Raw genomic sequence first — 12,955 nt, forward strand, 5'->3', positions numbered from 1 at the left:
CATGACGACGACCATCGGCCGCACCCCGGTGCTCGCTCCGGCCTCGTTCGACGTCTGTGGCGCGCTGCCCACCGGCACCACGGTCCTGGAGGCGAGTGCGGGCACCGGCAAGACGTTCACCATCGCCGCGCTCGCCGCCCGCTACGTCGCGGAGGGCCACGCCACGCTGCCCGAGCTGATGCTCGTGACGTTCGGCCGGGAGGCCAGCCAGGAGCTGCGGGAACGGGTGCGGGAGCGGCTCGTGTCGGCCGAGAGCGGGCTGGCCGAGCCCGCCGCGGCGCGCAGCGGCGGCGACGAGGTGCTCCGGCTGCTCGCCGACGCGCCCGACGCCGAGGTGGCCGTGCGCCGAGGGCGGCTCGCCGGTGCGCTCACCCAGTTCGACGCCGCCACGATCGCCACCACCCACCAGTTCTGCCAGCAGATGCTCGCCGGGCTCGGCGTCGCGGGCGACGGCGATCCGGACGCCGTCTTCGCCGAGTCGATCGACGATCTGGTCACCGAGGTGGTCGACGACTTCTACGTGCGCAAGTACGGTGCCCACGGCGCGGGCACGCCGGCCTTCAGCCGGTCGGAGGCCCTCGCGCTGGCCCGCCGGGCCGTGCACGACGGGCAGGCCCGGCTCGAACCGGTCGACGCCGCCCCGGGGAGCACGGCGCAGGTGCGGCACCGGTTCGCGGTGGCGGTGCGCAGCGAGGTGGCGCGCCGCAAGCGCGCCCGGCGCATCTACACCTACGACGACATGCTCACCCGGCTCGCCGACGCGCTGGCCGACCCGTCCCGCGGGGCCCCGCAGCGGTTGCGCGACCGCTACCGGGTCGTGCTGGTCGACGAGTTCCAGGACACCGACCCCGTCCAGTGGGACATCCTGCAGCGGGCCTTCCACGGCCACACCACGCTGGTGCTGATCGGCGACCCGAAGCAGGCGATCTACGCCTTCCGCGGCGCCGATGTCGTCAGCTACCTCGACGCCACCGAGAGCGCGCGCCGGCACGCCACGCTGGCGCGCAACTGGCGCAGCGACGCGCCGCTGCTCACCGCGCTCGACACCGTGTTCGCTGGCGCCGCGCTCGGCGACCGGCGGATCACGGTGCACCCGGTCGAGGCCGCGCACCGGGGGCAGCGGTTGGCTGGCGCACCGGTCGACACGCCCTTCCGGCTCCGGGTGGTGGCGCGGGCCGGGCTGCCCAAGGCACCGAAGCGCGACCTCGCCGTCGTCGCCCCGGCGCGCGACCTCGTGGCGGGCGACGCGGCGGCCGACATCGCCGCGCTGCTGGCGAGCCCCGCCCACGTCGAGGGCCGTCCGGTGCTGCCGGGGGACGTCGCGGTGCTGGTGCGCACCAACGACCAGGGCGCGCGGATCCGCGAGACCCTGGCCGCCGTCGGCGTGCCTGCGGTGCTCTCGGGCAGCGCCAGCGTGTTCGGCACGCCGATCGCCGCCGAGTGGCTCACGCTCCTCGAGGCGCTGGAGCAGCCGAGGGCGTTCCGGGCCCGCGCCGCGGCGCTCACCTGCTTCCTGGGCCACACGGTCGAGGAGCTGTGCGGCCCCGCGGCCGACGACCTGCTCGACGCGCTCGGCGGCACCCTCCGGGCCTGGGCCACGGTGCTGCACGACCGCGGCGTCGCGGCCCTGCTGGAGGCGGTCACCACGGCCACCGCGCTGCCCCGGCGGCTGCTGGCCACGTCCGACGGGGAGCGGCGGCTCACCGACCTGCGCCACATCGCGCAGGCACTGCACGCGGCGGCCGTGGCCGAGCACCTCGGCCCGGCGGCGCTCACCGACTGGCTCCGCCACCGGATCGCCGACGCCGCGGAGGACGTCGGCGCCGAGCGCAGCAGGCGGCTGGAGTCCGACGCGGCGGCGGTGCAGATCATCACCATCCACCGCAGCAAGGGCCTGGAGTTCCCGATCGTCTACGTGCCCTTCGGGTGGGACCGCAACGTCCGCGACCCCGACGTGCCCCTGCTGCACGACGACTCCGGCGCCCGCGTCCTCGACGTCGGCGGGGAGACCGGCGACGGCTGGAAGGAGCGCTGCGCCAAGCACCGCGCCGAGGAGGCGGGCGAGGACCTGCGGCTGCTCTACGTCGCGCTCACCCGGGCGCGCTGCCAGGTGGTCACGTGGTGGGTGCCGGCCACCACCACGGCCACGTCCCCGCTGCACCGGCTGCTGATCGGACGTCCCGGCCCCGGCACCGAGCCCGCGGAGGCCTACCGGGTCCCGCCGGACGCCGCCGCGCTGGCGGCGCTGCGCGAGCTGGCATGTGCCGAGATCGCCGTCGAGGAGGTCGGGCTCCGGCCCGCTCCCGGCTTCACCGCGCCCGCATCGGTGCCGGGTGAACTGCGGGCCGCCGAGTTCCGGCGGCTGCTCGACACCGCGTGGCGACGCACCTCCTACAGCGCGCTCACCGCCACGGCGGGCCACGGCCCCGGCGTGGGCAGCGAGCCGGAGGAGCCGGGCACCGACGACGAGGGGGACCTCGAGGACGGCGTCGGCCTCGATGCCGACCCGGCCGGAGACGCCGCCCCGGGCGGCGTGCTGGCGTCACCGATGGCCGAGCTCCCCGTCGGCGCCGGTTTCGGCACCCTCGTGCACGCGATCTTCGAGGCGGCCGACCTCACCGCGGCCGACCTCCCGGCCGAGCTCGCCGTCCACGCCCACGAGCAGCTCGCGCGGCACCCGGCCCCCGGCGTCGACGCCGACGCGCTCGCCGCGGCGCTCCTGCCCGCGGCGCGCACGCCGCTCGGGCCGCTCGCCGGAGGGCTGCGGCTGGCCGACATCGCCCCGCGCCACCAGCTCGCGGAGCTCGACTTCGAGCTGCCCCTCGCCGGTGGCGACGGTCCGGGGGCGGCCGTTCCGCTCGCCGCCGTGGCACCGCTGCTGCGCCGCCACCTGCCCGCCGATGATCCGCTGGTGCGCTACCCGGACGTGCTCGCCGAGCTTCCCGAGCAGCAGCTGCGCGGCTACCTCACCGGCAGCATCGACGCCGTGCTCCGGCTCCCGGGCGACCGGTTCGCGGTGGTCGACTACAAGACCAACTGGCTCGGCCCGGTCGGGCCCGAGGGACCGGCACCGCTCACCTCGGCCCACTACGCGCCGGTCCGTCTCGCCGACGCGATGATCGCCGCCCAGTACCCGTTGCAGGCACTGCTGTACTCGGTCGCCCTGCACCGGTACCTGCGCTGGCGCCTGCCGGCCTACGACCCGGAGCGCCACCTCGGCGGCGTGCTGTACCTGTTCGTGCGCGGCATGTGCGGCCCCGACACCCCCGTGGTCGACGGCGTCCCGTGCGGGGTGTTCAGCTGGCTGCCGCCCGCCGCGCTGGTGGTGGAGCTCTCCGCACTGCTCGACGGGGCGGTGGCATCGTGACCACCCCTGCGGGAGCCACCGCCGTCGGCCCGGCGGTCGATCCCGGCGACGTCCGGCTGGCCCGCACGGCCACGGGCCTGCTCGCCACGTTCAACGCCGCCGGGGTGCTCGACCCGGCCGACGTCCACGTCGCCACCCGGGTCGGCCGGCTCGGCGGCGAAGCGCGCGAGGAGGTCCTGCTCGCGGTGGCGCTGGCCGTGCGCGCGGTACGGCTGGGGTCGGTGTGCGTCGACCTGGCCGACGTCAGCCGCACGGTGCTCGGCGAGGGCGACGAGCTCGTCGACGTCTCCGCACTGCCCTGGCCCGAGCCCCACGGCTGGCTCGCGGCGTGCACGTCGGGCCCGCTCGTGGCCGACGGGGCGCACGCACCGGCGGGCAGCCCGTTGCGGGTGGTGGACGGGCTGCTCTACCTCGACCGCTACTGGCGGGAGGAGGAGCAGGTGCGGTGCTCGCTGGCCGAACGGGCGGCCACGGCTCCGCCGCAGGTGGATCTGCCCCGGCTGGGCGCGGGGCTCGACCGGCTCTTCCCGGCGGCCGGGTCGGAGCGGCAGCGGCTCGCGGCAGCGGTCAGCGCGCTGCGCCGGGTCACCGTGCTGGCCGGTGGCCCCGGCACCGGCAAGACCACCACCGTCGCGCGCCTGCTGGCGCTGCTGCACGACCAGCCGGGCCCCGCGCCTCGCGTCGCGCTGGCCGCGCCCACCGGCAAGGCGGCGGCCCGCCTGCAGGAGGCGGTGGCTGCGGAGCTGCCGGAGCAGCTGCGGGCCCGCGTGCCGGAGGCGGCCACCCTCCACCGGCTGCTCGGGTGGCGGCCGGGCACCCGCCGCTTCCGCTACGACCGCACCCAACGCCTGCCGTTCGACGTGGTGGTGGTCGACGAGACGTCGATGGTGTCGCTGACGATGATGGCGCGGCTGCTGGAGGCCGTCCGGCCGCAGGCCCGCCTGGTGCTGGTGGGCGACCCCGACCAACTCGCGTCCGTCGAGGCCGGTGCGGTGCTGGGTGATCTCGCCCGCGCTCCGGGCCGGGCCGAGCCCGCGCTCGACGCGGCGCTCCACGAGCTCGGCCTGACCGGGGGTGTGGTCAACGGGGTGGTCACGCTGCAGCACGTCTGGCGGTTCGGCGGCACGATCGCCGAGTTCGCCAGGGCGGTGCAGGCGGGCGACGCCGACACGGCGGTCGGCCTGCTGCGCAGCGGACAGCCCGACCTCGCCTTCGCCTCGGAGCCCGAGTCGGTCCGGGCCGACGTCGTGCAGGCCGGGCGGGAGCTCGCCCGGGCGGCCGCCGCGGGCGAGGTCGAGGCCGCGCTCGCCGCGCTCGAACAGCACCGGGTGCTGTGCGCCCACCGCCAGGGGCCGTACGGCGTGGCCCGGTGGACCGGCGAGATCGAGCGGTGGCTCGGCGCGCCCCCCACCGCGCTCGGGTCGCGCGCCGGCCTCCCCCGCGGCGCCGCGCCGGCCGGGCCCTGGTATCCCGGGCGCCCGGTCCTGGTCACCGCCAACGACTACGAGACCGGCCTCTTCAACGGCGACACCGGCGTCGTCGTGGACCGCCCCGAGGGCCTGCGGGTGGCCTTCGCGCGCGGCGGCCCGCCCACGCTGCACCCGCCGTCGCGGCTGGCGGAGGTGGCCACGGTGCACGCCATGACCGTCCATCGCGGTCAGGGCAGCCAGTTCCGGCGGGTCACGGTGGTACTGCCGCCCGCCGAGTCGCCGTTGCTCACCCGCGAGCTGCTCTACACCGCCGTCACCAGGGCGCGGGAGTTCGTGCGGGTCGTCGGCACGGAGGAGGCTGTGCGCGCTGCAGTGCAGCGCCCGGTGGGGCGGGCGAGTGGGCTGCGCCTGCGGTTGGGGCTGGAAAACTGAGTGTTGTCGTCTTTCGGGATTTTGTGAATCAGCGAGAAGATAGTCATCCCCGTATACCTCCCGGGTGACGTTCTCCATAGTCACTCATCGCCATTCGCGAATACACTCCTCGTGATCGCCGAGTCGTATGCCGCGTTTTCGTACCCATTGGAGGACCGAGGATGGAGATCACACACCGCGAACGCGCGGCCCTCGTCGAAGCTGCCCGGGCCATCGCGCCCGTGCTGCGGGACAACGCCGATCAGGCCGAACGGGAGAGTCGGCTCACCGACGAGGCCGCCGACGCTCTGCGCGAGGCCGGCTTCTTCCGGCTCGGTGTCCCCCGGAGCCGCGGCGGCGCCGAGGCAGACCTGCTGACGTGTCTGGAGGTCACGTCCGAGGTGGCGCGAGCGTGTGCGTCGAGCGCGTGGGTCGTCGCCCTGTCCTACGGCGCGCAGCGGATGGCCGGGTCGTTCGGTGAGCAGGTCCGCGCCGACCTGTGGGGGAAGGACCCGGATGTCGCCTTGTGCGGCGCGTTCACCGGGTTCGGCCTCGTGGTCACGCGCACCGATGGCGGGCAGCTCGTGTCGGGCCGGTGGTCGGCGGTGTCCGGCTGCTACCAGGCCGGCTGGGCCGCGCTCGGCATGCCGATCGTGAACGATGACAACGAGCGGGGTCTCGGACTCGTGCCCCTCGACGCCCTTTCCATCGAGGACACCTGGGACATGGCCGGAATGCGGGGAACCGGCAGCAATACGCTCGTGGCCGACGAGGTTTTCGTGGCAGACCGCCATATTCGTCGTTTTATCGACCTTATGGAAGGTGGTGGCGAAGGCGCCGAGCCGTTCTATCGCGTTCCCGGCCGATCCTTGGCGATGCCCCTCGCGGCGGTCCTGCACGGGATCGCCCGATCGGCCTTCGAGCAGACGATGGACGTGGTCGACAGCGGCAAGCCCTTGGCGATGTCGACCTACAGCCGGCTCGCCGATTCCCCGGGTGTCCAGGCGAGCTTGGCGGAGGCCGCCAACCTCATCGACTCGGCGTGGTTGCACATGGCCCGGTCGGCCGAGGCCCTCAGCGAGGCGGCCGAGGCCGGACGACGACCCGACATCACCCTGCGGGCCCGGGGGCGGATGGACGCCGGGCACGCTTCCCGGTGCCTGCGCGAGGCACTGCAGCTCCTGCTGACGGTGAGTGGCGCCAGCTCCTTTTCCCGAGCGAAGGTCATCGAGCGCAACTGGCGGGATCTGGAGACCGCGGCACGCCACCCCAGCCTCAACGAGGGGCTGATCCGGGAGATGTACGGCCGGGCGCTGGCCGGGGTCCAGGAGCAGGCCAGCGCCATGATCTAGGAGCCCGGCGCGTTCGGAGCCGGAACCGCCACCCCGCGTGGTCAGCCGCGGGCCGTTGCGCCGATCATGTCCTGGTGGCGGACGAGTCGGTGGCCCCGGCCGGAGCAGGTGCGGGCGCGCCCCGGAGACCGGGCCTGTCCTTCGCGCTCCTCCTCCGCGCGGGCGCGGCCGCGCTGGGGATCGCCGCCCTCGTCGCCGGCTGCGTGAGCGCATTCGTGCTGCGGAGCGACACCGCCGCGGTGGCCGTCCTCGTCGCCGGCGCGGCGCTGGTCATCGTCGTGCTGGTTCTCCCCCGGCTCTCAGAGCTGAACGTGGGCACGGACGGCGTCAGCCTCAAGCTCACGATGGAGGCGGCGGCCACCGGTGCCCCCACCGCCGCGGGGGTGATGGAGAACTCCGGTCTGGCGCGCTTCGCGATCGCCTACGAGATCGTCCACTCCGAGCTCCGGGGCAACCCCGAGTACGAGAGCGCGCGGGTGCACCTCCAGGACGTCCTGGTCGAGCGGGCCAGTGCGATGGCCTTCGGCTCCACGATCCCCGCCGCCGAGGTGCGGGCGTTGTTCATCGGGGGCTCGCCGGTGCTCCGGACCCTCAGCATCGGGTTCATGAAGGGCGATCCGTCGACGGCGGACACCGGGCTCCTGGCGTCGGCGATCACCGCCCCGGCGTCCGCGAACGAGCAGTACCAGGCCCTGGACCTGGTCGAGCAGCTGTGGGCGCGGTGGAGCCGGGAGGAGCGGGAGTACCTGCGCAGCCGCATCCGGGCCACCGACTTCCAGCCGGGCACCAGCAGGTCCCGCCTCGCCGCGCGCATCCTCGACCTGCCCGTGGAGCCCCGGCTCCCCCAGCGCTGACCCGGCGGGGTCAGACCACCGCGGGCTCCCGCTCGGCCGCCGCGCGGCGCAGCGCCCGGTACACGATGTTCGGATCCCCCAGCCGCCGGCGCAGCTCCCGCTCCAGGCCGGCGATCGGGTACAGGTTCTGCGGCGCCCGGGAGTCCTTGAACTCGACCGACGCGAAGCGGCCCAACGTCACCTGGCTCCGTGACGCGAGCGTGACGGCGTCGGCCGTGGCCAGCTCCGCGCTGCACTCCACCCGCACGATCCCCGCCCACGGCGCTCCCGGACGGCACGGCAGCCGGAGGTACCAGGTGTGGCGTCGCCACGGGGCCTCGATCCGGAACACGGGCGTGCGCTGCCCGGCGGCGAGCGTGGCGATCATGGCCCCGAGCTGGGCGGGGAGGTAGCTGCTGTGGTGGGTCTTGACGTACCCGATGGTCCGCGGCAGGTGCTGGCGACCGCGCAGCGAGCCGTCGAGCACGAGCAGGTCGTCGACGGCGGCGTGGTCGAGGCCGGCGCCGTCGAGCGGGGCCAGGTGGGCGGCACGGGCGACGGTGGCGGCGACGAACTCCGTGTCGGCGAGCGCCCGCTGCAGCGCCGAGCTGAGCACCTGGCCGGGCGCCACACCGGGCCGCTCGGTCGTGTGGTGGGCCTGGTAGGCGCCCGCCCCGGTGACGATGTCGGTGGTGGCTTCGGCCGTGCTGAACACGCCGCGGCGGACCTCGGGCGGCAGCAGATGTGCGCCTTCCCGGCAGCAGCAGACCGCCCCGGCCGCATACGACGCGCACAGGGCGGGCGAGGCCAGCCCGGGCTCCTCCTCCACCCACACCTGCGCGTCCACCCGCCGCACGCCGTCGACGAAGAGCACGGCCTCCGGCGGCGCGACAGCAGGGTCCGGGTCGACCGGACACCACTGCTGCACGGGCTGCTCGACGTCGAGCACGACCTCGGCGGCCGACTCGTTGAGCTCGGACTCGACGCTGGCGCCGTAGGAGGGATCCCAGGCTTCGACGGCGAACTTCACAGGCCCTCCCGCGTGACGGACGACGTGCGCTGGTCGCGGCTCACCACGAACTTCACCGGCACCCGCTCGGCGAGCGCCGCCACGTGCGTGACGACGCCGACCATCCGGTCGCCCCGGGTGGCGAGGTTCTCGAGCGTGCTCGCGACGACCTCGAGGTTGGCCTCGTCGAGAGTGCCGAAGCCCTCGTCGAGGAAGATCGACTCCAGGCGGGCGGCCCCCTGCGCGGCGAGCCCGGACATCTGCGCCGAGAGCGCCAGTGCGAGCGCGAGGCTCGCCTGGAACGTCTCACCGCCCGAGAGCGTCTTGACCGGGCGCCGCGCGTCGGCGTCGGCGTGGTCGATCACCAGGAACTCGCCGCCTTCGTGGGTGAGCTCGAACTGGCCGCCGGACAGCTCGGCGAGGCTGCGGGACGCGTCGGCCACCAGCGCGTCGAGCGCTGAGGCCACCAGCCAGCGCGGGAACCCGTCGGACCGCAGCAGGTTGCCGAGCAGCTTCGCCACCTGCTGGGCCGACTCGGCCTCCTCGCGGTCGGTGCGGATTCTCTCCGCCGCCGCCCGCCGCTCGGCGACGCGCTCCTGGGCCGACCGGGACCGGGCGATCACGCCGGCGACCGCGGCGAGCGCGGTGGTGCCGAGCGGTGGGGCGGCGGAGACGTGGTGGGCGAGCAGGTCGTCGGCGATCCGGCGCTCCACGGCGTCGCGGGCGCCCCTGGCCGTCTGCGCCGCGCGCTCGGCCTCGGCCAGCCGGTCGGTGCGGGCGGCCGCCTCGCGGCGGGCCCAGTCGACGAGTGTCTGCCACCCCGCCAGCAGCTCGTCGCCGCCGACGGCGGGCGCACCGAGCGGGACGAGCGGGTCACGGGCGTGGCGCAGCGCGTCCCAGGCTGCCGCGACCTCCCGGCCGACGTCCGCCGCGGCGCGTTCGGCCGACCGCCACGCGGCGCGGGCTGCGCGCAGCTCCGCGTCGGCCTCCCGGACCGCGAGGTCGAGGGCGTCGAGCCGCTCCAGCTCCGCGGCGGCGGCGGAGTCGGACGGCGCGCCGGCCAGCGCGGCCTCCAGCTGCGTGACGCTCCGCTCGATCGCCTCGACGGCACCCCGGGCGTCCTGCTCGGCGCGGGCGGCGGCGGTCTCGTCGCGACGCCGCTCGGCCGCGGCGCGCTCGGCCGCGGCCCACGCCTCCTCGGCGGCGGCCCGGAGGCGTTCGGCCGACGCGGCCTCCTCCTGAACGGACCCGAGCTCGGCGTGCCGGGACGCGGTCGCCGCGCCGGCCCACTCGACCAGCGTGGTCCAGCCGCGGAGGACGTCGCCGCCGTCGACCGCCGGGGCACCGAGCGGCACCAGCGGGTCGCGGGCGGCCCGCAGTGCGGCCGCGGCGGCGGTGACCTCGGCGCGCAGGTCCTCCACGGCAGCGGCCGCCTCGGCGCGGCGCCGGCGGGCACCCCGAACCGCGACGTCGGCCTCCTCCGCCGCCGCGGCGAGCCGGTCGAGATCGGCGAGCGCGGCGTCGATCTCCGCAGCGGTCGGGACCTGGGCCGCGCCGGCAGCGGGCAGCACCCCCTGCACCGCAGAGCGCAGCCGCGCGATCGTGGCGTCCAGCCGCTCGACCTCGGCGGCCACCCGCTCCCGCGCCGCCTCCGCCGCCACCTCCCGGCGCCGGGCCTCGTCGTGGGCCCGCTCGGCGGCGGCGACGGCGCGCCGCGGGCCGTCGGGGTCGGTGTCGGCCGGCAGCGGCGCGGGCAGGGTGGCGACCACCTGGGTGCAGACCGGGCACGCCTCGCCCGCGACGAGAGCGGGGCGCAGCGCGGCGGCGAGATCGGCGCGCTGCGCGAGCGCGTGCTGCTCCTGAGCGTGGACGAGGCGGTGGCGGGTGTCGGCCACCAGCGCCACGGCCGCCGCGATCTCCCGCTCCGCGCCCGCCGCACGCTCACCGGCCGAGCGGCGCTCCTCCTCGGCGTCGTGGAGCTCACGGCGGTCGCGGCGCGCCTGCTCCAGTGGCGCCCGGTCGGGTGCGGCGGCGAGCACCGAACGGGCCTGCGCGTCGGCGGTCTCCGCCTCGGCCAGCACGGCGTCGGCCCGGTCCAGGGCGGCGACGGCACCGGCGCGGCGCCGTTCGAGCGCGTCGAGCCCGGTGGGAACCGCCACCGACCGCAGCGCGTCCCGCTCAGCCGTGAGCCTGCGCACGGCGTCCTGCGCCGAGGTGAGCGCGGAGACCGCGGTGTCGCGACGGGACCGCGCGTGCTCCAGGCCCGCTCTGGCGTCGGCGGCGTCGCTCGCGGCGGTGGCGTAGGCGGCACTCGCCTTCTCGTGCCGCTCCCGCGCGCCCGGCAGCTCCGCCGACAGGCTCCGGAGCTCGGCGTACTGACGGCGAGCCTGCTCCAGCGGGCCCCGCGCCGGGGCGGCGGCGAGCCGCTCGCGCGCGGCGGTGTCGGCGGCCTCGGCGGCGGCGCCCCGTGCCACGGCGGCCGCCTGCTCGGCGGCCGCGGCGCGCTGCCGGGTGTCGAGCTCGGCGAGCCCGTGGGGCAGGGTGAGGGCGCCGAGCTGCTCCCGTTCCGCGTGCAGCCGGGCGACCAGCCCTTCGGCGGTGTGGAGGGCGGCCTCCGCGCCTGCCAGCTCGGGAACGGCGGCGCCGACGCGCTCCGACAGCGCCTCCAGCTCTCCCACCAGCGCGGCGGCGGCCTCCTCGGCCTCCGGGGTGGCGTCGGCGTAGGCCGTGAGCTGCTCGGCCAGCACCTCGGACCGCTGCCGCTGGGCCGCCGCCTCGCTGTTGGCCTCCCGGGCGATCACGTCGTAGACGCCGAGCCCGAGGATCCGCACCAGCTTCTCCTGGCGCTTGCGCGGCTCGGTGTGCAGGAACTCGGCGAAATCGCCCTGCGGCAGCACCACACAGGTGCAGAAGTCGCCGAAGGGCAGCCCGAGCAGCTCCTCGACGGCCTTGGTGACGGGCCCGGCGCCGTCGGCGAGCGGCTCGGTGTCCTCGCCGGGGCGGCCGAGACCCGACCCGTCGCGCAGCCGTTCCAGCCGGGCGCTGCGTACCGACACGCCGCCGGTGGCCGCTCGCCGCAGCTCCCGCGCGGCGACGTACCGGCCGCCGGCGACGTCGAAGACCAGCCGGACCGTGCCGCGGCCCACCGACGGCGCCAGCGCCAGCCCGACGGTGCGGCTGTTGTCCCACCGCGGCACCGACCCGTAGAGCGCGAAGGTCATCGCGTCGATCACCGTGGACTTGCCCGACCCCGTGGGCCCGACCAGTGCGAAGTACTCCGCGCCCGTGAAGTCGACCGTCGTGGGCTCGCGGAACGAGGCGAAGCCCGCCATCTCCAGGAGTACCGGGCGCATCAGCCCACTCCCCCGCTGGGGCTCGAACTGTCGGTGACCCGGTCGTGCAGGCGCGCGAACAGCTGCTCGACGCGGGTGTCGGCGATGTTGCGGGTGCCCAGGTACTCGCGGAACAGCTCGGACGGGCCCTGGTCGGGCCCACCGGTGGTGGGGCGGGACGCCGCGACGGGCGCGGCGAACTCCGGGTCGATCCGCACCTCGAGGGCACCGGGCAGCATCGCGATCACCTCTTCCCGCAGGCCCGCGCGGGCGGGCTCACGTACCCACACGCGCAGGAAGTCGTCGCCCACGGTGTCGGCGAGCACCGACAGTTCCGCCATCGTGCCGCGCAGCGTGCGCAGCCTGCGCCCCGCCGTGATCGGGATGTCGGTGATCTTCGCCGGGGTGCCCGGTGCGGCCTCCACGAGGCAGACGACCGGCGTGTTGTCCTGCTCACCGAAGTCGACGGCGAGCGGCGCGCCGCAGTAGTGCACCGGACAGGGCGCGTCGATGCGCTGGCGGCGGTGCAGGTGGCCGAGGGCGACGTAGTGGGCCTCGAGAGGGAAGATCGCGGCGGGCACCGCGTACTCGAAGATCGACTGTGCGGCCCGCTCCCCTCCGCCGAACGTGCCGTTGAGCACGGTGAGGTGGGCCATCACGAGGTTGACCGCGTCGTCGCGGAAACCGGCGGTGAGGCTGGCGAGGATGTCGCGCAGCTGCTGGTCGTAGGCGCCGGTGTTCTCGGCGGGCGTGTTGGTGACGAGCTCGGCTGCGCGCACCGCGTAGCGCTGCGACAGGAACGGCAGCACCGCCACCGTGGCCCGCTCTCCCGTGGACCGGGCGGTGAACTCCACCACCCCGCCCCGCTCCGCGGTGCGCACCGACCCGACCAGCGTGATCCCGGCGACGCCCGCCAGCGGCCGGTAGGCGTCGAGGGTGGGCGCGTGGTCGTGGTTGCCCGCGATCGCGATCACCTCGGCCCCGGTGCGGGCCAGCCCCATGAGCGTGCGGATCACCAGCTGCTGCGCCGGCGCCGATGGCGCCGCCGTGTCGTAGAGGTCGCCCGCGACGAGCACCGCGTCGACCTCCTGCTCCCGCGCGATGCCGACGATCTCGCGGAGCACCTGCTCCTGCTCGTCGAGGCGCGAATGGCCCTTGAGCGTCTTGCCGACGTGCCAGTCGGACGTATGAAGCAGTCGCATCAGGTGGTCATCGTAGGCA

General features: G+C 75.8%; 7 protein-coding genes. 4 read left to right on the plus strand and 3 right to left on the minus strand.

From position 1 onward, the window contains the following. Position 1 precedes the first annotated feature (1 nt). From ACQPZA_RS25250 to ACQPZA_RS25265, 4 genes are all read left to right on the plus strand, one after another. On the plus strand, positions 2-3,367 hold the full coding sequence (locus ACQPZA_RS25250) for a UvrD-helicase domain-containing protein (RefSeq protein ID WP_433274350.1): 3,366 nt from the start codon (positions 2-4) through the stop codon (positions 3,365-3,367). Continuing rightward, a complete protein-coding gene (recD, locus tag ACQPZA_RS25255; RefSeq protein ID WP_433274352.1) occupies positions 3,364-5,229 on the plus strand; it encodes an exodeoxyribonuclease V subunit alpha in 1,866 nt (621 codons plus the stop codon). Before ACQPZA_RS25250 ends, recD begins: the two co-directional genes overlap by 4 nt. Before the next feature lie 161 nt (positions 5,230-5,390). Beyond that, positions 5,391-6,560 carry an acyl-CoA dehydrogenase family protein gene (locus ACQPZA_RS25260; protein ID WP_433274354.1) on the plus strand — a complete coding sequence of 390 codons (1,170 nt, stop codon included), beginning with the start codon at positions 5,391-5,393 and terminating at the stop codon, positions 6,558-6,560. Positions 6,561-6,634: 74 nt separating this feature from the next. Further along, a complete protein-coding gene (locus ACQPZA_RS25265; RefSeq protein WP_433274356.1) occupies positions 6,635-7,414 on the plus strand; it encodes a hypothetical protein in 780 nt (259 codons plus the stop codon). Positions 7,415-7,424: 10 nt separating this feature from the next. Here ACQPZA_RS25265 and ACQPZA_RS25270 read toward each other — a convergent pair whose 3' ends face one another. Genes ACQPZA_RS25270 through ACQPZA_RS25280 form a run of 3 tightly spaced genes read right to left on the minus strand, consistent with a single transcriptional unit; the run spans position 7,425 to position 12,936 of the window. Then, the gene (locus ACQPZA_RS25270; RefSeq protein ID WP_433274358.1) at positions 7,425-8,423 is read right to left on the minus strand and encodes a hypothetical protein; all 999 of its coding nucleotides are present in this window, start codon (positions 8,421-8,423) and stop codon (positions 7,425-7,427) included. Continuing rightward, positions 8,420-11,755: an AAA family ATPase gene (locus ACQPZA_RS25275; protein WP_433274360.1), complete on the minus strand. Its 3,336-nt coding sequence runs from the start codon at positions 11,753-11,755 to the stop codon at positions 8,420-8,422. Before ACQPZA_RS25275 ends, ACQPZA_RS25270 begins: the two co-directional genes overlap by 4 nt. Continuing rightward, on the minus strand, positions 11,755-12,936 hold the full coding sequence (locus ACQPZA_RS25280) for a metallophosphoesterase family protein (protein WP_433274362.1): 1,182 nt from the start codon (positions 12,934-12,936) through the stop codon (positions 11,755-11,757). The genes ACQPZA_RS25275 and ACQPZA_RS25280 overlap by 1 nt, the downstream gene beginning before the upstream one ends. Positions 12,937-12,955: the final 19 nt, after the last annotated feature.

This window comes from Pseudonocardia xinjiangensis (assembly GCF_050948425.1).
Taxonomy (GTDB): Bacteria; Actinomycetota; Actinomycetes; order Mycobacteriales; family Pseudonocardiaceae; genus Pseudonocardia; species Pseudonocardia xinjiangensis.

Bases quoted from the DNA above. Each gene is read 5' to 3' on its own strand.
- ACQPZA_RS25250 (WP_433274350.1), top strand. From the start codon at position 2: ATGACGACGACCATCGGCCGCACCCCGGTGCTCGCTCCGGCCTCGTTC.
- ACQPZA_RS25260 (WP_433274354.1), top strand. From the start codon at position 5,391: ATGGAGATCACACACCGCGAACGCGCGGCCCTCGTCGAAGCTGCCCGG.
- ACQPZA_RS25275 (WP_433274360.1), bottom strand. From the start codon at position 11,755: ATGCGCCCGGTACTCCTGGAGATGGCGGGCTTCGCCTCGTTCCGCGAG.
- ACQPZA_RS25280 (WP_433274362.1), bottom strand. From the start codon at position 12,936: ATGCGACTGCTTCATACGTCCGACTGGCACGTCGGCAAGACGCTCAAG.